Source organism: Nocardioides sp. NPDC057767 (genome assembly GCF_042798275.1).
Taxonomy (GTDB): domain Bacteria; phylum Actinomycetota; class Actinomycetes; order Propionibacteriales; family Nocardioidaceae; genus Nocardioides.
Map to the genome: position 1 here is coordinate 26097 of NZ_JBHVKJ010000007.1, position 20087 is coordinate 46183.

The following is a 20087-nucleotide window of genomic DNA, read 5'->3' on the forward strand; positions in this document are numbered from 1 at the left end:
GTCAGGAAACGTCGAGGAGATGTGCGTTTGGTGCGCGGGCTGCGTCAGACAGTTCCGCGAGCTGGATGACGGTCCTGCCGGCCGCCTCGAGCGTCGCAGCGCCGACGCAGTCGACGAAGGTCGACGGTTCGCGCCAGGCGTACACGATCCGTGGGATGCCTGCGTTCAGGATGTGCTGGGTGCAGGTGACCGGACGTGAGGCGCGGGTGCTGCACGGCTCGAGCGACGTATAGATCGTTGCGTTCGTGAGGTCGGTGCCCTCGGGAAGTGAGTCGAGCGCCGCTTCCTCGGCGTGCTGGTGCGGATCGTCCTTTCGCGACCATCCTTCGCCGAGAACGGTTCCGTCGGGGGTCGTGATGAGGGCACCGACCGAGAATGCAGTGGTCGACGGTGGGCAGCGCCCAGCCAGTTCGATCGCCCGCAGCAACAGGCGGTGGTCGAGGTCTGAGGCGGATCGATCGTTCATCGCGGAAGGTAGCGGAGCAGGACGCAGTCACCGATCTGCCGGGTCTCGGCGAGCTTCATGCGATGGCTCGGGTCTTGCGGAAAGTCGCCGGGGTTTACGAACCGCGGCGCATCGGGATCGCCGACGAAGAACGGTGCGAATACCAGGTGGAGCTCGTCGGCGAGGCCGGCGGTGAGGAACATGGTGTGGATCGTCCCGCCGCCTTCGACCATCAGACGTTGTACGCCGCGGGCGGCGAGGTCATCGAGGACCGCACCGGGTGTCACGGTTTCACCGAGCGCAACAACGGTGGCCGAATCAGCGAGGCGATCGGTGAGTTCGGGGGCTGCGGCGTCGGTCGTGTAAACGACCTTGTCGACCTCGCCGGTGGCGAAGAACTTCGCGTTCGGGTCGAGATCACCGGAGGTGGTGATGGTGACCTTGATCGGTGTCGCTGCGCGGCCGTCGGCCTCGCGCTTCTCGCGTCGTTCATCCGAACGGACCATCAGGCGCGGGTTGTCGGCCCGAATGGTGTTGGCCCCGACGAGGATCGCGTCGACTCCGGCCCGGACCTCATCGACCCGATCGAAGTCCTCGTCGTTGGACAACAGAAGCCGCTCCGAGGTGGCGTCGTCGATGTAGCCGTCCAGGGACGCAGCGACGGAGAGCAGGACGTAGGGGCGAGTCACAGCAGGGTTCCAATCTCGTTCATCGCGCGCTCGATGATCGCGGTGAACTGGGTAGGGGTTGCGCACTCCGCCAGATCGGCGACGAGCCCAGTGCTCGTCCCGTCTTCAGCGCGGAGTGCTTCCAACGTATGTGCAGCAGTGCCGCCGGTGGGACCGTAAGGCAGGACTGGGATTCCGAGTGCTTGGGCGATGCTGACCTCAGCCGCGGTGCCTGACGCCCCGCCGACGACGATCATCAGGTCAGCCCCATGAACGACGTTCTCCCGGCCGAAACGGGCGCTGCTCATCACGAATCCTGCGGGGCGGAACTGGTCAGCGACGTAGGTGACCACCTCGATCCCGATGCCGACCGGACCGTGGTTCACCGCGATGCCTGAGAATGCGACGAGTCGGGCGAGCGCGGCCACGGTTGCATCCAGCAACTGGTCGTCGCACCCCGGCGCGCGGCTGCCGCTGATGACCACGCGAGGCGGGCCCGAGACGGGCTCTGCACCCTCGGTGAGCAACCCCTCGAGCTCGGCCGGTGTGACGTTCAGAAGTTTGGCGAGGAGCGGCCGGAAGGTGGCCAGGGGAGTGGCCTCGCCGGCTTCCCATCGGGCGATCGTGGAGCGGTCGACCTCCATCGCGTACGCCAGGCGCTCCTGGGAGAAGCCCGCGAGTTTGCGTTGACGCACGAGGTCGTTACGCCGTGCCATGCACCCTCCCAAGCCGGATCGAACCTTCTGTACGCACGTGCGGTGCGGCATCGCTGCACAGATGCGGCAACAGTGCGACATCGGTGCCATGTCGACAGCGCCCGGCCTCGCGTTGACTGGATCTCAGTAATCGAACTGCCCTGATCACCAGCCAGAATCCGGAGGCGCGCGTCGACATGAACAACGCTAGCGCAAACCCATCGTCCTCGGCGCGGACTACGACCGCGGTCTACAAGACCGTGTACGGGAGTTTCTGGCACTACGAGGCTGTTGGCCGGCGGAGGAGCAGCTACGTGCTCACCGCATGCGGACGGCGTCTCGGCCGCTGGCACATCGAACCTGCGCAGTCAGCCGCAGCGATCCCGGCCGAGGACATCTGCGCCGGGTGCCTTCGAAAGCTGACCCACTAACAGCGCCACCAGTCCGCGGCTGGATCCAGCCCCAGCCAAGGAGATCCACCCGCGACGTCGACGGCGCCGTCGGGTCCGTCATGCCGCCACACCCATCACTCGCTGATCTCGAGGAGCACCACGATGAGCATCGACACTCTTCCACCCCCGACCACCGCAGTCCCCAGCCCCGGGGCCGCCGAGGAGCTCGAAGACCTCCTTCGCTCGCGTGGCCCGGACCGGGACCGCCGCTGGCGGATGTGGGCTCACCAACTCACCGGCGCTACGACAACCACAGCGGCTGACCTCGTCGACCTGTGGAAGACGGTCGTCAACTTCGATCCGGTGTTGCATGGACATCTCGCCGACCCGATCGACCTTGGCTCGGCCACCGTCCTGGTCGCCGGCAGCGGCAAAGAGACCCTGAAGACCTTCAACGTGTCCACAGCAGCCGCTGTCCTGGCCGCCTCAGCCGGTGCCCGCGTCGTGAAGGGGATCTCCGCCTCCGTGTCGGCCGTCAGCGGCTCCGCTGACGTTCTCGGAACCCTCGGGATCGAGCCGGTGAAGAGCGTCGGAGAGCTCAGGCGCGACGTCGACGAGGTGGGCATCGCGTTCGTGCCGTACGCAATGTTCTGTCCCCGGTATGCCGCCGAGTACGACGACGTCTTCACCCAGGTGAATCCGTTCAGCTTCATGATGCCGATCGCCGTGCTTGGTGTTCGTGTCGGGTCCTTCGTTTACGGCATCGCAGATCGTCGCGTCGGCCTGTCAGCGCATGTCATCAGCGCGTGCCGACCCGACCTGCCTCACGGAAGTGTGGTCATGGCCGAGCCCCGGCCGGGCGGGATCATCGACGAGAGCGTGCCGCACGGCCGGGCGCGCCACGCGCTTGCAGGCGGCGGATCGGTGAGCATCCAGGAGACGACGTACCCGGACGCGCCACCACACTGGGCTCGTGCCGTAGCGCACGGAACCGACCATGATGCCAACGCCGCCCGGCTGGCCGCGTCCCTCGCGCCTCGCAACTCGGGTCCGAGCTGCGAGCTCGTCGAGACGAACGCCGCTCTCATCTGGTGGGAGTCCATCGGCCGTCTCGGCAGCCTCACCGACGCGCAACGCCACGTTCACGAGGCACGGATCTCCGGACGCGCCCACAGCCTGCTGATCTCGCTCCAGGAAAGGGGCCTGTGATGACCGCTGCCACGTCACCTATCAACTCGACGGTCCAGCCGATCTCACGGCTGGTGCATGATCGTCTGGGACCGCTCGCCCGCCGGTTCTCTCACGAGGACGGCGCAGTGGGTGTCCTTCCCGCAGACCTCAGTGATCTGGAGGTCGTCACAGGGTTCGGGCCGACCAACGCTCCGACGGCCGGGACGTTGTCGGTCATGATCGGGATCATCGAGCTGCAGCAGCGACTCGGTGTTCCGATGACGGTGATCGTCTCCGAGCTCGGTGCCTGGAACTCCCGCAACGTCGCCTGGGAGGATCTGCTCCGAGTGCGCGACCAGATGCTCAGCTTCCTTCGGGCCATCGGGTTCGACGACAACCGCGGAGAGCTGCGTACGCATCTGCACGAAGGCAACCTCACCCGTGCCGGTCGGATTGCCCGCTATCTGACTCCCGCGGATCTGGCCGAGAACTGCGAGGACCTCAACGACCTCTACGACTCCCATGGGTTGCTCGGCGGCGAGGTCGGCCTGACGGTCGATTCGCTCTATACCGTCGCCGACATCCTCGGACCCGCCGAGAACGGTGCACGCAACATCTTGATGGTCTCCGGCATGGAAGAGGCCTACTTCACCCAGCTCGCGCGCATCGTCCTCGAGCGACAGCGCACCGCGGGGGACCTCAGTCTCGGCTGGGAGGCGGAGGTCGGAGCGGTCTACTTCCGGGTCATCGGAGGGCTCGGGGGTTACCCGAAGATGTCCAAGAGTATCCCCGCATCGGCCATCCACCTCGGTATGAACGCAGACGACCTCAGAGCCAGGATCCTCAGCGATGCCCCGGCGGACCAGCCGGCCCTGTTCTCGGCAATCGACCTGGCCAGCGGATGGGGCGACGCGCAGATTCGTGCAGCACGCTCTTCCTACGATGCTCGTGACGCCGATCCGATCACCTGGGCACAGGTGAAGTCCGACTACCTCGACACGTTCGTCGAGTACGCGGACCAGTGGAAGCGCTGCGCACGATGAGCGCCGCAGCCATGACGAGCGACCCGTTCGCGCACCCACGCCAACGCAACCGGACCCGACTCGTCAGCGACGATTCCGGTAGACCCAGCGTGCTGAAGGAGTACACGCACCTGTGCGGCGAGGACGTCCGAGCACTGTCCAAGATCGAGCATCGGCTCCGCTCTACCGGTGTGCCGATGCCCGAGATGCTCGACTGGTCGGCAGAGCCGCCGACGACGGTTCACGAATACCTCGACGGCGAGCACCGCACCGACCCCACCCCGGAGATGATCGATGCCGCAGCCGAGGTCTTCGCGAAGCAGCTCAAGGTGCTACGTCGTACGAGCGCACCCTGGGTTCCTCGTCGCCCGGTCGGGTTGCCGACGCGGAGCCGAGAAGCGGCACACGCCGCTCGTTCGAGCTCCCTGCGGGACGCCATCGTCGGGTCGTGGCACCGGATCAGCGAGCTCGCAGCCTCCCACCCCTGGACCACGACCCATGGCGACTGGCGAGCCGACAACCTCCTCTATGCCGACAACGCGGTCCTAGCCGTCCTGGACTGGGAGGTCCTCATCTCCGTGCCCGTCGCCGAGGCGGTCGGCTATGCGGCAGCATCGCTGACCCACAGTTGGCGCCCGGACCTGCGCGCTCCGGTCGATCCCAGCACCGTGGTCACGTTCATCCATAGCGCCGAGAGGCATCACGCATTGGCGCCCGGCGAGACCGGGCACGCGCGCCTTGCCGCGCTTCATGTGGCTGCCGTACGCCTGGCCGAGGATGAGGCCGACGGGCTCGACGCCCCCACGCTCTCCGAACTCACCCGACACCTGGGAGCCCGACGATGACGATGCCCAACGTGCTGCAGATCCCGTCACACATGACCTACGCCAAGGCGCTCGGCCCCGCCCACACGGCCCCGGAGGTGGCTAGCCCGACTCTTCGGATCGCCGACCTCCTCGCCCAACCGCAGTGGGACTTCGACATCGTTCACCTCCACTCGCTGGAGCTGGTGACACTCGATGAGCTGATCCGGCTGCGCCAGCGCACGGTCGCTGAAGGCGTACGTCTCGTGGCCACGATCCACGACCTCGTGCCCAACATCGAGGCTAACGTCGGTGACTTTTTGATCAAGGTCGCCTACATCGCGTCCGAGGCCGATCACGTGTTCACCCTCACGCCACAGGCGGCCGACCAGATCGCAGCGCTGGCACCTCGCGCCGGGCCCGCCGAAGCCGTACCCCATGGCGCCGCCATCGCGATCGATTCGATTCCGGCCGTTCCCGTCAGCGGCGACGGTGGGCTCGCCGTGTTTGGTGCGTTCCGCCCCTACCGCGAGCTCGAGATCTTGGTGCGGGCGTGGCAGCGCTTGGGGGAGGAGCGCCCGAAACTTCGAGTGCTGCTTCGATCGGTCACCTGGGCCGACCAAGAACGAGACGCCGCGCTGCTCGACCTGCTCGAAGAGACCGCGCGCACTGATCCACGACTCCACCTGACTGTCACGAACACCATGCTCGGCGACGACGACCTGGTGGACTGGCTCACCGGCGCGTCTGCACTCGTGCTGCCCTACTCCCACATCACCCACTCCGGGCAGCTCGAGCTCGCCCGAGACATCGGCCTCCCCGTCATCGCACCCGACATCGCGAGCCTCCACGGCCAGCTCACCACAGGCCCACGAAAGGACCTGCCCGCGGTCTGGTTTGCACCCGACACGCTCACCATCGACGACTTCCCGACATGCCTGCGCCACGCCAGCGAACTCACCCTCGACACCGCCCACCGCAGCAGCGCGACCGCAACGGAGGACCAGAACCAGGTGAGGGCGGTCCGTCTGGCCGAGCGCACCGAGATCACCGAGCGTCACGCCGACGTCTACGCGGACCTCCTGACCAAGACCGGAGAGCGAGTATGACCACAGAGTCGAACCTGACCGCCCCTAGACTCCACCCCATGTCGCAGACAGACGCCAAGGTCTCCCTGACCGGAATCAAGCCGACAGGCGAGCCACACCTCGGGAACTACATCGGCGCGATCCGACCTGCGCTCGAGCTGACCAAGCAGCACGAGTCGATCTACTTCATCGCCGACTATCACGCCCTGACAAGTATCAGGGACCCCGAGCTCCTGCGCCACTACACCCGCTCGGTCGCCGCCACCTGGCTCGCCGCCGGCCTCGACCCGACCGAGACCCTCATCTACCGCCAGTCCGACGTGCCCGAGATCTTCGAGATGCACTGGGTGATGTCCTGCATCACCGCCAAGGGCCTGATGAACCGCGCCCACGCCTACAAAGCCGCCCGCGACCAGAACGCCGCAGCCGGACGCGACGAGCTCGACGCCGGCATCAACATGGGCCTGTACAACTACCCGGTCCTCATGGCCGTCGACATCCTCATCATGGGCTCCGACATCGTCCCGGTCGGCAAGGACCAGATGCAGCACGTCGAGTACGCAGCCGACATCGCCGGCACGTTCAACCACCTATACGGCAAGGCCTACACCCTCAAAATCCCGGAAGCCTCCGTCCCTGCCGAGGACTCCGGGCGTACGCTGCCCGGACTCGACGGCCGCAAGATGAGCAAGTCCTACGGCAACACCATCCCGCTCTTCCTGCCCGAGGCGAAGCTCCGGAAGATGGTCCGCAAGATCCCCACCGACAGCACGCCGGTCGAGGAGCCCAAGGACCCCGAGACCTCCCACGTCTTCCAGATCCTCGCCCAGTTCGCCACCCCGGCAGAGACCGAAGAGACTCGACAGCGATTGACTGCCGGCGGATATGGGTGGGGACAGCTCAAGAACGACCTCGCCGACATCCTCGAACGCGAACTCGGCCCGATGAGAGAGCGCTACGACACTCTCATGGAGCCGGGCAGCGACCTCGACCGCATCCTGCACAACGGTGCCGAGGAAGCCAGGAAGCGCGCCCGCCCCGTCCTCGACGGCGTACGCACTGCCATCGGCATCTGAGGCAACGGAACCGGTCGATGTCAGCCACCACGGTGATCTTCGATCTGTTCGGGACGCTGGTAGCCGCACCGTCGCGCTCGGAGCGAACCGCCGCCGTGCGCGTGCTCAGCGCGGCGGCGGAAAGCAGCACCGCTGCTGTCGATGAATATCTCGATGAGTCGTGGATGGTCAGACACGACGGGTCGCTTCCAGATGTCGACTCGCTCGTCGGCGACCTGATGAAACACGTCGGCTCGCCTGCATTGCCGAGCCAGGTTGCCGCGACGTGGCGAAGCCTGGCTGCTTCCAGACTCGTGCCGGACCGGTCGGTCGTCGCTCTGTTCGCCAATCTCCGTGCGAATGGGATCCGCATTGGGCTCATCAGCGACGCGAGCGCCGAGATCGCTGAGGCATGGCCATCCGGTCGGCTCACGCAGGACGTCGACCATGCTGTCTTCTCCTGCACTTCGGGTGCCGTGAAGCCTTCCGCCGTGCTCTACCGAGAAGCTCTCGAGGGTCTGGACGCCCATCCGGACGAGGCTCTCTACGTCGGTGATGGCGGTGGCGACGAACTCAGAGGAGCACAGGAACTGGGCATGACTCCCGTTCGTGTCCTTCGACGGGGCGGTGCCAGCGCCCTGGCATATGGCGTCGGGCCAACGTGGGACGGATTGACCCTTTCGTCGGTCGAAGAGATCGGTGCTGGACGACTTGTCCGACGGGGTAGGCACACGTTGGCTGCTGTGGAGTCTAGGTCTGGCCCACCCGGCTCTCGATAGGTCGGCCATCGAGGATCCAGCTCCGGTAGGTGTCGAACCGGTGACGCCAAGACTGTTAGATCCGATGATGGTTCCGGTGAGTCACCGGAACCGTGCTCTCCGCCAAAGACAGGTCGGCGCCGACGGCGCCGCGGGCGGCACTCGAACTGGCTGATGGGCCCGGGGTAGCGCTCGAGCCTTGTTTCGGCGAAGCGGGGTCTGAAGGCCGGCGTTCGCATCCAACTCCCAGTTAACCGATGCTGGAACTTTCATGTGTTCGATGATCGATCGCGGTGGCTACCCGGATGCTTACCTTCGCAGCCGCGCCCCGAGGAGGATGATGGGGGAGCAAGCTGCATCCCTGCTGGTCAGGCGCATGCTCCCACGAAAAGTTGGGGCCGTACGTCAGCGATGGGTTGCGGTGGGCGCGGGGCTCTGTGCACTCCGAGCAAGAGTCGATGGACCTCTCCTCGCGGATGCATGGCGATCCCCAGTGTCGAGCGAATTCATCAACCAAAGCCGCCATGTCAATGGACCCGGTACCCACCCAGTGAGCCATCACCCGACGAGTGAATTCACCTCCCTGTCGAGGCACAGCAACTACCGCTCTTGGTTAGAGCGACTGCGCGAGCTTCGTGCGAATGAGGCCCCCTGACGCCACGATGACGGTGACGTTCTCCCGGCCTAGTCGCTCGGTCTCCTCTCGTCTGCGTCACACATTTGCAGATCGTGGGGTTCTGGCGACTGGCTTCAAGCGCCGATTGGCCGGTCTGATTCTGGGAGCTCACTCGATTCGTGTGGTGTCTTGAATGCGGTATCTGTCACGTCAGCCACGACGGCGATCAGGTCTAAGCCAAGTGCGGCGGGTTCTGTGGCTTCCAAGACAAGGCAGAAGTGCCCCCTTAGACCGTAGGTCTTAATGAGATCGCGGTAGGTTGTCGCGAGGTACCGGCAGGCTGCACGGTTGGTCGAGGCATCCTGGCCACAGATCAGGAAGACGGTATCCCCGTCGCTGCGAACGATCTTGGCAAGCGCTGCGTACTGTCGGCGTCCTCCGTCTGCGACGTATGACTGTTCGCCAGCGTGGAGCGTTAGGCGGTACCGGTACTCTTGGTCACTCGCGGGCTGGACTGGCTCGCTGGTCATCCGAATTCCTGGGAGAGCGGAACGAAGGTAGGCCGCGGTTCGACGGTTTGCGCTCGGTCCTCCCATGCAGAACTCGGTCGTCGGACGGTTCGCGACGACTTGGTCATGGAACACAACATCCGCCTGGGCTCGGCAGTAGCTGACGATCGGTGACAACTCGAGTAACGCAGCTACGTCGCCTCGGTTGGTGCTTGTTGGAAGCCCGGATGCATGTCTTGGAACCACCATCAGGCCCCTGCGCCGCTCGTCTAAGCTGAAGAACCGTTGGGCTTGGGCGAGTCTGCGTTTAGCGAGCAGATTACCTGTCAGCCAGACTGCAGTTCCAGCAATGGCGCTCGCGATCAAGTTCAGTGCAATGTTCCACGCGTCGCCGCTCATCCAGGCTCCAACGGTCTCGACTCGGTCAGCGCCCGAGATGGCTGGTCTTGCACAGTCCAGAAATCTAGCGAGGGTTCACGCGCGGACGCAGCAAAATTGGCCCGCTCGTTGTTCTTCTCGGACGCCACCGAGCGAAGGTAGGCACCGCGACAGTATCGAAGCTCATCGAGGTGGGCGTCGTCGCCCGACACCAAAGCCGCCGGTCAACCCGAGGTTGTCTGGCGGCGCTGTGACCTTCGTGGCGCACCTCCTCGTTGGAGGTGTGGTCGTGGTCGTCTCGATGCGGGTCATGTCGGCGGGCGCCGGCTATCAGTACTTGCTGCGTAGCGTCGTCGCAGGCGAGGGGGACAGGTCGCTCACCACACCGATCACGCGTTACTACGCCGAAGCCGGTACGCCGCCAGGGAGATGGCTTGGCTCCGGGCTCGCAGGGCTCGGCAACGGTGAGTTGACAATTGGAGACCAGGTGACCGAGGCGCAGCTCGCGCTGCTGATCGGCGTCGGGCGGGACCCAGTGACAGGGAAGCAGCTCGGCCGTGCGTACCCGGTCTACACGGCGACTGAGGATCGAATTGCCGCAAGGGCCAAGGATCTCGACCCAGGCCTGAGCGAGGGGGAGCGGGCCGCAGCGGAAGCGAGGATCGAAGCTGAGGAAGCCAGCATGACCCGTCGGCGCCCAGTCGCAGCCTATGACCTGACGTTCAGTGTCCCGAAGTCGGTCTCAACGCTGTGGGGTGTGGCCGATGCGAATCTCCAGGAGATGATTGTCGAGGCCCACCACGCGGCGGTGGCGGATGTGATCGACTACTTCGAGCGCGAGATCGCCGCGACCCGCACGGGCGTGGCGGCTGGGGACGGTGCGGTCGCCCAGGTGCCCGTACGCGGGATCATCGCTGCGGCCTTCGACCACTGGGACTCCCGAGCCGGTGACCCGCAGCTTCACACCCATGTGGTGATCTCGAACAAGGCCCGGGCAGTCCTCGACGGACGCTGGCGCAGCCTGGATGGTCGTCCGATCCATGCTGCGATCACGGCGCTGTCGCCGTACTACGACGCCCTGCTCGCCGACCGCCTCACCGGTGTGTTTGGCTTCGAGTGGGAGGAGGTCGTGCGCGCTAGGAACTTGCACGCGCACGCCGAGATCGCTGGGGTTCCCGATGACCTGGTCAACGAGTTCTCCGGCCGCACCCGTGACATCGACAAGGCCACCGATCGGCTCATCACCGAGTACGTCGCCACCCACGGCCACCGCCCGGGCAACGCTGTCAGGATCCGACTGAGGGCGAGGGCCACGATCGAGACCCGTCCTGAGAAGGAGATCCGTTCCCTCGCCGACCTGACCACCGGTTGGCGCGCCCGCGCCAGCCGGACCCTCAGCACGGACGCCGCGGCCTGGGCCGGGAACCTCGCCGCCAGTGGCACTCCGGCCCACATCGAGGCGACGGACATCTCGTCCGAACTCATCGCCGAAGTCGCCGCCGCCGTGGTGGTCGAGGTCGGCAAGAGGCGGTCAACGTGGCGCCACTGGAACCTCTGGGCCGAGGCATCCCGTCAAACCATGGTGTGGCGCTTCCCCGACGCCGAGTCCCGCGAGCAGGTGGTCGCCGAGGTCGTCGCAGCCGCCGAAGACCGCTCGATCTCCCTCACCCCACCCGAACTCGCACTGACCCCGGGCGATTTCAGACGCGAGGACGGCACCAGCGTCTTCCGCCCCCGCCACGCCACCGTCTACTCCTCAGCCGAGATCCTCGCCGCCGAGGACCACCTCCTCGCCCGCGCCGACGACCTGACCGCCCCACGCGTACGGAGCCAGATCGTCGAACGAGTGGCCAGCCACGCACACGACGGTCACCGCCTCAGCGCAGCCCAAGCAGAGGCCCTGAAAACGATCGCCACCTCTGGTCGCCAGCTCGACGTCCTCGTCGGCCCCGCCGGCGCAGGCAAGACCACCGCGATGAATGCCCTGCGCAAGGCCTGGCGCGACGAGCACGGCCCCCGCACCGTGATCGGCCTCGCACCCTCAGCAGCCGCCGCGGCCGTACTCGCCGCCGACCTCGGCACCCCGTGCGAGAACTCCGCGATGTGGCTCACTCAGCACGCCCTCGGCCGGACGGACTTCCGCCGTGGACAGCTCGTCATCATCGACGAGGCCGCCCTCGCCGACACGGCAAGCCTCGACGAGATCACCGCTATCGCCAGCGACGCCGGCGCGAAGGTCGTCCTAGTCGGCGACTGGGCACAGCTCCAATCGGTCGACGCGGGCGGCGCCTTCGGCATGCTCGCCCATGCCCGTCCCGACGTACCCGAGCTCACCGAGATCCACCGCTTCGCCCACGACTGGGAGAAGACCGCCTCTCTCGACCTCCGCGCCGGCCGCCCCGACGCCGTCGCCGTGTACGCCCGACACGACCGCCTCCGAGACGGCACCGCCGAGGAGATGCTCGAGGCCGGGTACGCGGCCTGGAAACATGACACCGAGAAGGGCCGCACGAGCATCCTTGTGGCCGAATCCACCGACCTCGTCCGCTCGCTCAACACCCGCGCCCGCGCCGACCGCATCCTGAGCGACGCTACCGACAGCACCCGCGAGACCTCCCTGTGCGATGGCACGTACGCCTCACCAGGCGACGTGATCATCACCCGCCGCAACGACCGCCGTAATCGCACGTCGAGCGGCCTATGGGTCCGCAACGGAGATCTCTGGCAGGTCAAGGCAGTACGCCGCAACGGCAGCCTCGCCGTACACGCCGCCGGCCACCGTCGCGCAACGGTCGTGCTGCCGCGCGAATATGTAGCCGAGCACGTCGAACTCGGCTACGCCATCACCGCCCACCGCGCCCAAGGCCTAACCGTGGACACCGCCCACGTCCTGGCTTCCTCCCGCACGACCAGGGAGAACCTGTACGTCGCCCTGACCCGCGGCCGCGACACCAACACCGCCTACGTCGCCCTCGACCAGCCCGACGAGTCCCACGCCGCCCCGCCGAACGACGAACTCAACGCCCGAACCGTCCTGCACGGCGTACTCCAGCACTCCAGTGCCGAGCTCTCCGCCCACGAGACGATCGCTGCTGAGCAGACCGCCGTCGGCTCCATCGCCCATCTCGCCGCCGAGTACGAGACCCTCGCCGCTGCGGCCCAGCGCGACCGCTGGGTGGCGCTGATCCGCTCCTCAGGCCTCATCCCAGATCAAGCAGACAAAGTTATCGACTCCGACGCGTTCGGTCCTCTCGCTGCCGCCTTCCGTCGGATCGAAGCCGACGGCCGAGACCCCGGCAGCGTGCTGAGGGCCGCCGTCGGACGGCGAGGTCTCGTCGATGCTGAAGACATCGCTGCCGTGCTCCACCACCGCATCCGCATGGCGACCAAGCGCGGAAACGTGGTCGGCCGGTACGTCGCTGGCCTGATCCCAGCAGCAACGGGTCCGCTGGCTGACAGCCTCGACACCGCCCTGGGGGAGCGAGCGGCCCTCATCGAATCGAGGGCACGGTCTCTCGCAACCGACGCGGCGCGAACCAACGCTCCGTGGCTGCGCGACCTCGGGCCCATGCCGATCGACCCGGCAGCCCGAGTTCGATGGCTGGACCCGGTGACCACCATCGCCGCCTACCGCGACCGCTACCAGATCGAGAGTGACCGCCCGCTCGGCGCCGGAGTCGGTTCGGTCGCCCAACGCGACGACGCCGACCGCGCAACCCTGGCTCTGCGCGACGCAAGGGACGTGGCGGCCGCTCACGCATTCTCGGCGAGCGCACGCGGAGCCCCTTCGATCTCCGGACCGTAGCGAGGTCTGCGGCGCCGTGTGAATCGCTGTCGGCACGGTGGTTACGATCTCGGGGTGACTCACGATGATGCGTTGTTCGGGTTCGACGAAGAAGAGCCGGAAGCTCCGGCGGCGGCCGCGCCGGCGCCCGTCCAGGCGTGGCAGATTGACCAGCTTCGCACCGCTCTCGACGCCAGTGGCACCTCTGGAATGGACGAGCGTCAGGCGCTTATCGAGAACCTCGTCGGGAGACCGGTCGCAGCCCTGCGCGAACTCCACTTCGCTGACGTTCGCGCTCTCCTCGAAGCGCTTCACGCCCGGAGGGTGACCGACGAGACCGAAACGGGCTCTGTCTGGGATCAGCGCGACGAAGACACGTGGATTGATCGGATCTGATGAGGCCAAACTCTATGAGTGCAGGAGTTGATCAGCCGAGCAGGCGCTTCTTGGCCTGGTGAAACTCGTCGTCGGTCAGCAGGCCTTGTTTCTTGAGTGCCGCGAGCCGTTCGAGTTGATCGACGAGCCGGTCTCCAGCATTGGCGTCCTCAGCCGCAGGCTGTGCCGGTGAAGGCGGCTCAGGGACTGGTTCGGGAGTCGGGGTTTCGACCTCGTCGGCTGGGATGGGCGTGTGCTTTCGGAAGGGAATGTCGACAGGCTCGGATGGCCTGCGCACGACGGTGCCGCGGCTCTTGGTCGCCTTGGCCGAGAACGGGGATGCGGCTGGCACCGCCGGTCGCGTCCCCGTCGCTGCTGTTGTCGTTGCCTCGCCGACAGTAGCTGGCCCGCTCCTGTCCAGCTGCGCGGGGTGAAGATCGGTCCAACGCGCCCGGTCGCCACGGCTGCAGTCGTACTGGACGAAGCGGTCCCGTTTGATCACGAGCACGTACCCGCGGGCGCGCAGGACGAACGCTCCAGGAGTCTTCCTGCTCGTCGCGTACGTGCCGCCTTCCAAAAGCGCCCGTAGGAGAACCTCTAGATCGAGCTTCGCGGTCTCGTCATTGACGATGGGGTGGATCCGTTTGTACTGGTCGATGACGTGCTGCGTCACCGACACCTTGTCGGGGTCGACGTCGAGGTGGAGGCGGTCGAGGTCGGGCTGCCCAGGCACTGGAGGCATGGGGGCTTGCTCCATGGTCTTGCGACGGTAGACGATCTTCGACGGGGCGAGGGCGCCGTCACGGACGGTGAGGGCCTGGACCTGGTCGGCATTTTCGACGATCAGGTCGAGGCAGCCCTCGGTGCCGTCGGTCTCGGTGAGGTCCTCCGCAGTGTTCATGGCATAGACGACGATGAACGTCGCTTTGCGTCCGTCGCGCTTGAGACGGAGCACCCTGCCCATGCGCTGGATCATCTGGCGCCGAGACTTGGACCCGCCCATGACGATGGCGAGATCGATGTCCGGGACGTCGATGCCCTCATCGAGCACGGTAGGAGCGACCAGGGCCTTTAGCCCGCCGGCCTTAAGACGGAGGAGTCGCTCCTTGCGTTCGGTACGCGTGAGGTTGCTGTGAACCGCCGTAGCCCTTACGTCTTGCTCTGCCAGAACCGACGCGAGGTCTTCGGCCATGTCGACGCGACGGGTAAAGACAATCGCGCCCTTCGAGTCGCGGACCGTCGGCGTAAGCACCTCCATCGCATTGAGCTTGTTCCACGCGCCGGTCATCACGTCGATCCGTTCTGAGAACGCCTTCAGATAGCGGCGTGCCGCCTCACAGACGGTCGGTTCATCGTCGTCGTTGGCAGCCTGCTGAACCGCGTGCAGGAACACGCCGAACGGCTCGGAGGGCAGCCCCGCGGACAGTAGCTTGAGACGGGCTTCTTTCAAGGCATCGTCGGCCTCGTCGTACTGGTGGCGTTCGGCCGGGGTCAGTTCCACGCCAAGGAGCTTGACGTCGTAGCGCGCGACGATGCCGTCATCGATCGCGCGGCCGAAGCCGATCTTGAAGATCGGTTGTCCGCCGAAGTACGTCAGCAAGGAGTCGAGTCCGTCATCGTTACGTTCAAAGGTCGCGGTCAGCCCGAGCCGGCGGCGGTACGACGGGTGCAACGCCTTACCCCACTGGCCAGCGCCGTAGCGGTGACACTCGTCGGCAATGAGTAGCACCTTGCCGTCCGGGCGGGTCGGTGGCGCCAGGTAGAGCGACTGAACCGTGCCGACGATCACCTGGTTGGTGCTCAGCGTCGCGGTTCGGCCGTCTCCGATCGCGCCGACATCGCGGATGCCATGCTCACGCATCGTCTTGACCCACTGGTCGACCAGGTCGATGGTCGGCACCACCACGACGACGCTGTAGTCGTCGCCGATCGCCTCCCGCGCCGCTTCGACCCCCACTCGTGACTTGCCTGTGCCTGTGACCGCCTCGACGACACCATGACGCCCGTGATCGCTCCAGGCATTGAGCGCCTCGCTCTGCCACTTCCGCAGCAGTGAGCTCGCCTCAGGCGCGCATGCTTGCCAGTCAGGAGAGGGTCGCAGGGCTTCAACGAGCCAGTCTGAGCCCTCAGCGGTCAGACGAACGAGGCCGTGACTGTCGACGTCGAGGAAATCTCCTCGAACCTCGCTCGCCTGGAATCCGTGTCCAATTGCACAGGTCGTTTGATCGATCTCCTGCTCAACCTGCGTCCAGAGGAGGGAAGGGTCCGACTCCACCCGAGTCAGTAACTGACGTAGTCGGCTTCGACATGTTCCGGAGAGAGAAGACGTGGGGGTGATGGTCAGTTCGTTACGTGAAGCGCCCGGGCCGCGCACAGCCGTGGTTCCTATCAAAATCGTTGCCGACAGTTCGCCGGTCGCGGACGCGCCGGATTCGACCGATGTGCAGATCGCAGCGGCGCCGCGACTGGGTCTTTACTCTCGGTGCCCGGCGCGACGCACGTGCATGGGACGGCTGAGCGATACCCAATTGTGAGGATGGCCCTCATGTTCTTGCCTGGTCGGGGCGTGCGCTCCCCGAAAGTTAAATTCCTGGCCTCTCGGGCCAGAGCCCGATCACCTTGGGCTGTACGTTCTCGATAGAAGCAGGGACCCGTTGGTGGAGTGGCGTGGCTTGTTCGGCCAGATGCTGGACGACGAGCATGCACCGGTTGCGGTGCTCGGGATCGATCTTGGGACGACGTACTCGACGGTGACGCGCATCGCGTGGAGTGGGTTGTCGAGTGACCTTCCGGAGCTTGACGTGGTGCCGATCAAACAGTTCGACGGAGCGTCGACAGCGGGCCGATTGACCGTGCCGTCCGCGGTTGCGGTGGTCGGCAGCAGCGAAGTACGGATCGGCGAGGAGGCGCGCGCCGCTCGACGTGACGCTCCGGAGCGCATGGTCCCTGGCTGGAGCTACTTCGAGAATTCGAAGAACGACATCGGTACGTCGAAACGCTATGCAGGAGAGAGTGCGGGCATCGGTGGCCCAGTGGATGTCGCGGCGAAGATTCTCAGGTTCATCGTCGAACGCGTGCAGGACGAGTTTCAGGACGACAGGTACGACCAGGTTGTCGTCACCGTGCCTGCTTCGTTCCAGTTGACCCAGAGGACTGAGACGATCGCGGCCGCAGCGCGTGCGGGGCTCGACACAACCGATCAGAACCTTTTGGATGAGCCCGTCGCGGCCCTACTGTCCTGGTTGGCCAGGTCGGGAACGGCATCCACGAAGCGGGAGCAAACCCTGGTCGTGGACTTCGGTGGCGGCACCTGCGACATCGCCTTGGTCGCGCACCGGCGCGCTGATGATTCCATGGATGTCGAAGTTGTCGGCACGTCTCGCTACACACGGCTCGGCGGATCTGACATCGATCGGGCCATTGCTGTGGAGCACCTCATGCCCAAGCTCGCGGCCCACAACGGCATTGACCCGACGACATGGACGTACGGGCAGAAGGCACTTGCGATCGTCCCGCGTCTGGCAGAGGCCGCTGAGGAACTCAAGCTGAAACTCAGCCGCAAGATGGCCGATCGAGAGCAGATCGGACGTGGGTACGACGATGTCGAGGTTCGCTCGTCGCGAGATGCGGTCGTGGTCCTCGACGGGCGAGAACTGGTGTTGCCTGCAGCCCAGATGACTCTTTCGGCGAAAGAGTTCGGCGCGATGCTGGCCCCGTTCCTCAATTCTGACCTGTTGACGCACTGTTTTGGCGAGTACTACGAGACCGCGTCGATCTTCGGCCCCATCCTGGACATTCTCGACCGCACCCGGCGGGAGCCGGGGGATGTCGATCGGCTGCTGCTCGTCGGCGGGAGCTCGTACCTCCCGCCGATCCGTGCGGCGTTGGAGAAGTTCTTCGACACGAAGGCGGCGTACGTCGTCGCTGCTGACGATCCCGAGCGGCAGACCGAGATCAGCCAGGGCGCTGCCTTGCACGCGTTCAGTCTCGCCGTTGCGGAACGCTCGCTTGCTCGTGTGAACGGTGGCGAAGCGTTGCAGATCAACCTGACCGGCGACGGTGGTGAAGCCTGGGGCGACCTGATTCCCGCGAATGTCGAGCTTCCGTGGCACGACGTTGAACCCGAGCGACGGCTGTTGCGAGTCACCGACGCACGTCGACCGATCCGATTCGAATTTCAGCGTGCAGGTCTCGGTGTTTCCACAACCGAGGTGCCGGTGCCCTCAGGCGTAAAAAGCGGTGACTGCTTCGACCTTGAGTTCGGCCTCGATGGCAGCGGCAGCCTCCACCTCCATCTCCGCTTCAGCACTGGGGACCGCGTGGGGTTCACCATTGAGCGCCCTGGATCGTTCATCTTGAACCCGGGAGTCGACCGTGAACGGATCTTGGAGATCGAGGAGCGGCGGGCGCAAGCAGACCTCAGCGAAACGGAGGTCTGGGGCTTACGTCGTGAGCTGGTTGGCCTGTATCAAAGGATTGGTCACCTCGACCTGGCGCTGGCGCACGCCGAATGGATTCTGAGTAGGTCGACAACTGCGGCCCAGCGTGAGACCGCCACGACCTGGGTGAGCTCGGCGCGAATGGCGCGTGGTGATGTAGAAGGCGGAGTCAACGCGTATCGGAGTGCAATCGACGGCGGCGCTCGCTATCTTCAGTTCAACCTCGCCAACAAGCTTAACCAGCTGGGACGAAACCTCGAGGCCCTTGAGGTCCTGGAGAAGTGGATGACAGAGTCGACGGTCAGCGCGAATTTCGCGTTGAGAGGACGATTGCTGAAGGCGCTCGGCCGACCCGAGGAGGCCAAGGCTGACTTTGATCGAGCCAGGGTGGAGTTCGGAAGCCCCGTCACCGCGACTCGATCCGACCGAACATGGATGCGGTATGTAGCCGACCAACTGGGTGACAGAACTTGGCTTGATGCCGTACGAGAAGCCGATCTTAGTGATCAGGAAAGCCCAACCCCAGGTGCGCTGCCGATGCGGGCCGAGTCTGAAGCATGAGGCCAGTCCCGTTCTCCGATCTGACCCCGGAGCAGCAAGCGTTCGTGGCCCTTCCGACGAGCCGCCACGCGGCGGCGGTGGGTGCGCCTGGATCGGGCAAGACGCTCGTCTTGGTCCATCGCGCGATGCGGCTGATCGAGTTCCACGGTGCCGACCCGTCAAGGATCCTGATCGTGACCTACACGAACGCGCTCGAGGCATATATCCGCGCGGGGCTGGTGGAGTGGGGCCTTCCAGAGTCGATGGTCATCTCGTACGACGCGCTCATGCGTCGCCTCCATCAGGAGTTGGAGGGCCGCTCCTATCCGCGCAAGGACAACGGCAACGATGACGAACACTTCAACGGCCAACGCGATGCCGTCAATCGGTTGCTGAAGGTTGAGCCAGAGATCAGCCTCCTGCCGGCCGGGCCGCGGTGGGATGCCGTGCTAGCCGATGAGGCACAGGATCTGGGCGCCCAGGACATTGAGACTCTAGCGATGATCGGCCGCCATGTGACGGTTGTGATGGACGGACGGCAGCAGCTCTACCGTCGGGGCTGTGGCGCCGCAGAACTGTTGGCCGCTCTCGGGCTCCGATGGGAGTCGGCGACGTTCTTGTCGACCTTCCGCTGCTCACGGAGTGTTCTCGAGGTTGCCTCGGCAGTTGCTCTGTCGGCCGAAGACCGTGTCAGCCTTCCGCGAACAGTCGGTCGGGTCGTCGAGGAGATTCCGAGTCTGAGGGTGCTCGCCACCGACCGTGATGCAGAGGACGTATACCTGCACCAGGCGCTCAAGGCACGTACCTCCGCAGGCCATTCCTGCGTGGTGCTCCTGCCAACGAGAAAGTACGCCTACGGTCTGGCGAAGGCATTGAACGAGGCTGGTTTCGACGTAGAGGGGCCGAACGTGAAGGGCGAGGCGAGCGTGTCAGCGATCAAGGTGATGACATATCACAGCGCGAAGGGTCTCTCCTTCGATTCGGTCTTCCTGCCACGCCTCTACGAATCACAGCTTCGGGAAGTGGCGCGCCACACCGTAAGAGGCAGCCTGCTGTTCGTTGCGCTCACCCGAGCGACGACCTACCTCTTCCTCAGTTCGGTCATCGGCAAGCAGGCCAAGGAGTGGGCCGAGTTCGACCGTGTCGATACGGACCACCTTCAGACGGTCCATCCTGGGACGAGTGGTGCGCTGGCGGGGCCTCCGGAACCACCTGCCGCATTCACGCCATCGCTCGACGACTTCATCTGAGGCGGCGTCCTGGCTGTGGCACGATGTGACCGTACGGATGAGCGGATCGATGACGATGGGGATGCAGGCCGACGATGAAGGCTGACTCGGGCCACTGGAT

At 65.5% G+C, this 20087-nt stretch carries 15 protein-coding genes; 10 read left to right on the top strand and 5 right to left on the bottom strand.

Features of this window, described 5'->3' with window-relative positions; genetic code table 11:
* Position 1: 1 nt before the first annotated feature.
* Genes ACFVDI_RS05690 through ACFVDI_RS05700 form a run of 3 tightly spaced genes read right to left on the bottom strand, consistent with a single transcriptional unit; the run spans position 2 to position 1919 of the window.
* Positions 2-427, bottom strand: coding sequence for a deaminase (locus ACFVDI_RS05690; protein ID WP_378901479.1), 426 nt, complete (start codon positions 425-427; stop codon positions 2-4).
* A 35-nt stretch (positions 428-462) separates the two neighbouring features.
* Positions 463-1134 (bottom strand): RibD family protein, encoded by a 672-nt coding sequence (locus ACFVDI_RS05695; RefSeq protein WP_378901482.1) that lies wholly within the window; start codon positions 1132-1134, stop codon positions 463-465.
* On the bottom strand, positions 1131-1919 hold the full coding sequence (locus tag ACFVDI_RS05700) for a multiprotein-bridging factor 1 family protein (RefSeq protein WP_378901485.1): 789 nt from the start codon (positions 1917-1919) through the stop codon (positions 1131-1133). The genes ACFVDI_RS05695 and ACFVDI_RS05700 overlap by 4 nt, the downstream gene beginning before the upstream one ends.
* Positions 1920-2362: 443 nt before the next feature.
* Between ACFVDI_RS05700 and ACFVDI_RS05705 the strand changes: the two genes are divergently transcribed.
* Genes ACFVDI_RS05705 through ACFVDI_RS05730 form a run of 6 tightly spaced genes read left to right on the top strand, consistent with a single transcriptional unit; the run spans position 2363 to position 8117 of the window.
* Positions 2363-3409 carry a hypothetical protein gene (locus tag ACFVDI_RS05705; protein WP_378901488.1) on the top strand — a complete coding sequence of 349 codons (1047 nt, stop codon included), beginning with the start codon at positions 2363-2365 and terminating at the stop codon, positions 3407-3409.
* Positions 3409-4413, top strand: a complete 1005-nt coding sequence (locus tag ACFVDI_RS05710; RefSeq protein ID WP_378901491.1) for a hypothetical protein — start codon at positions 3409-3411, stop codon at positions 4411-4413. The genes ACFVDI_RS05705 and ACFVDI_RS05710 overlap by 1 nt, the downstream gene beginning before the upstream one ends.
* Complete coding sequence (locus tag ACFVDI_RS05715; protein ID WP_378901494.1) at positions 4410-5237, top strand: phosphotransferase; 828 nt, start codon at positions 4410-4412, stop codon at positions 5235-5237. The genes ACFVDI_RS05710 and ACFVDI_RS05715 overlap by 4 nt, the downstream gene beginning before the upstream one ends.
* Entirely contained in the window at positions 5234-6304 is a 1071-nt protein-coding gene (locus ACFVDI_RS05720; protein WP_378901497.1) for a hypothetical protein, read from the top strand. The genes ACFVDI_RS05715 and ACFVDI_RS05720 overlap by 4 nt, the downstream gene beginning before the upstream one ends.
* Positions 6305-6342: 38 nt before the next feature.
* Positions 6343-7359: a tryptophan--tRNA ligase gene (locus ACFVDI_RS05725; protein WP_378901500.1), complete on the top strand. Its 1017-nt coding sequence runs from the start codon at positions 6343-6345 to the stop codon at positions 7357-7359.
* Between the two features lie 17 nt (positions 7360-7376).
* Positions 7377-8117 carry an HAD family hydrolase gene (locus tag ACFVDI_RS05730; RefSeq protein WP_378901503.1) on the top strand — a complete coding sequence of 247 codons (741 nt, stop codon included), beginning with the start codon at positions 7377-7379 and terminating at the stop codon, positions 8115-8117.
* Positions 8118-8846: 729 nt separating this feature from the next.
* Here the strand turns inward: ACFVDI_RS05730 and ACFVDI_RS05735 are convergent.
* On the bottom strand, positions 8847-9242 hold the full coding sequence (locus tag ACFVDI_RS05735) for a hypothetical protein (RefSeq protein WP_378901506.1): 396 nt from the start codon (positions 9240-9242) through the stop codon (positions 8847-8849).
* 658 nt (positions 9243-9900) lie between these two features.
* Between ACFVDI_RS05735 and mobF the strand changes: the two genes are divergently transcribed.
* A complete protein-coding gene (gene mobF, locus ACFVDI_RS05740; RefSeq protein WP_378901668.1) occupies positions 9901-13404 on the top strand; it encodes a MobF family relaxase in 3504 nt (1167 codons plus the stop codon).
* Positions 13405-13458: 54 nt separating this feature from the next.
* Positions 13459-13779: a hypothetical protein gene (locus ACFVDI_RS05745; protein WP_378901508.1), complete on the top strand. Its 321-nt coding sequence runs from the start codon at positions 13459-13461 to the stop codon at positions 13777-13779.
* A 31-nt stretch (positions 13780-13810) separates the two neighbouring features.
* On the opposite strand, the gene ACFVDI_RS05750 is transcribed toward ACFVDI_RS05745, so the two are convergent.
* Positions 13811-16033 carry a DEAD/DEAH box helicase family protein gene (locus ACFVDI_RS05750; RefSeq protein ID WP_378901511.1) on the bottom strand — a complete coding sequence of 741 codons (2223 nt, stop codon included), beginning with the start codon at positions 16031-16033 and terminating at the stop codon, positions 13811-13813.
* Positions 16034-16430: 397 nt separating this feature from the next.
* Between ACFVDI_RS05750 and ACFVDI_RS05755 the strand changes: the two genes are divergently transcribed.
* Both ACFVDI_RS05755 and ACFVDI_RS05760 read left to right on the top strand, forming a co-directional pair.
* Positions 16431-18758: an Hsp70 family protein gene (locus ACFVDI_RS05755; RefSeq protein WP_378901514.1), complete on the top strand. Its 2328-nt coding sequence runs from the start codon at positions 16431-16433 to the stop codon at positions 18756-18758.
* Positions 18755-19987 carry a UvrD-helicase domain-containing protein gene (locus tag ACFVDI_RS05760; RefSeq protein ID WP_378901517.1) on the top strand — a complete coding sequence of 411 codons (1233 nt, stop codon included), beginning with the start codon at positions 18755-18757 and terminating at the stop codon, positions 19985-19987. Before ACFVDI_RS05755 ends, ACFVDI_RS05760 begins: the two co-directional genes overlap by 4 nt.
* Positions 19988-20087 lie beyond the last annotated feature (100 nt).

Coding starts and splice junctions, on each gene's coding strand:
- ACFVDI_RS05700 (WP_378901485.1), bottom strand. CDS start 1,919: ATGGCACCGATGTCGCACTGTTGCCGCATCTGTGCAGCGATGCCGCAC.
- ACFVDI_RS05705 (WP_378901488.1), top strand. CDS start 2,363: ATGAGCATCGACACTCTTCCACCCCCGACCACCGCAGTCCCCAGCCCC.
- ACFVDI_RS05710 (WP_378901491.1), top strand. CDS start 3,409: ATGACCGCTGCCACGTCACCTATCAACTCGACGGTCCAGCCGATCTCA.
- ACFVDI_RS05715 (WP_378901494.1), top strand. CDS start 4,410: ATGAGCGCCGCAGCCATGACGAGCGACCCGTTCGCGCACCCACGCCAA.
- ACFVDI_RS05720 (WP_378901497.1), top strand. CDS start 5,234: ATGACGATGCCCAACGTGCTGCAGATCCCGTCACACATGACCTACGCC.
- ACFVDI_RS05725 (WP_378901500.1), top strand. CDS start 6,343: ATGTCGCAGACAGACGCCAAGGTCTCCCTGACCGGAATCAAGCCGACA.
- ACFVDI_RS05730 (WP_378901503.1), top strand. CDS start 7,377: ATGTCAGCCACCACGGTGATCTTCGATCTGTTCGGGACGCTGGTAGCC.
- ACFVDI_RS05735 (WP_378901506.1), bottom strand. CDS start 9,242: ATGACCAGCGAGCCAGTCCAGCCCGCGAGTGACCAAGAGTACCGGTAC.
- mobF (WP_378901668.1), top strand. CDS start 9,901: ATGCGGGTCATGTCGGCGGGCGCCGGCTATCAGTACTTGCTGCGTAGC.
- ACFVDI_RS05760 (WP_378901517.1), top strand. CDS start 18,755: ATGAGGCCAGTCCCGTTCTCCGATCTGACCCCGGAGCAGCAAGCGTTC.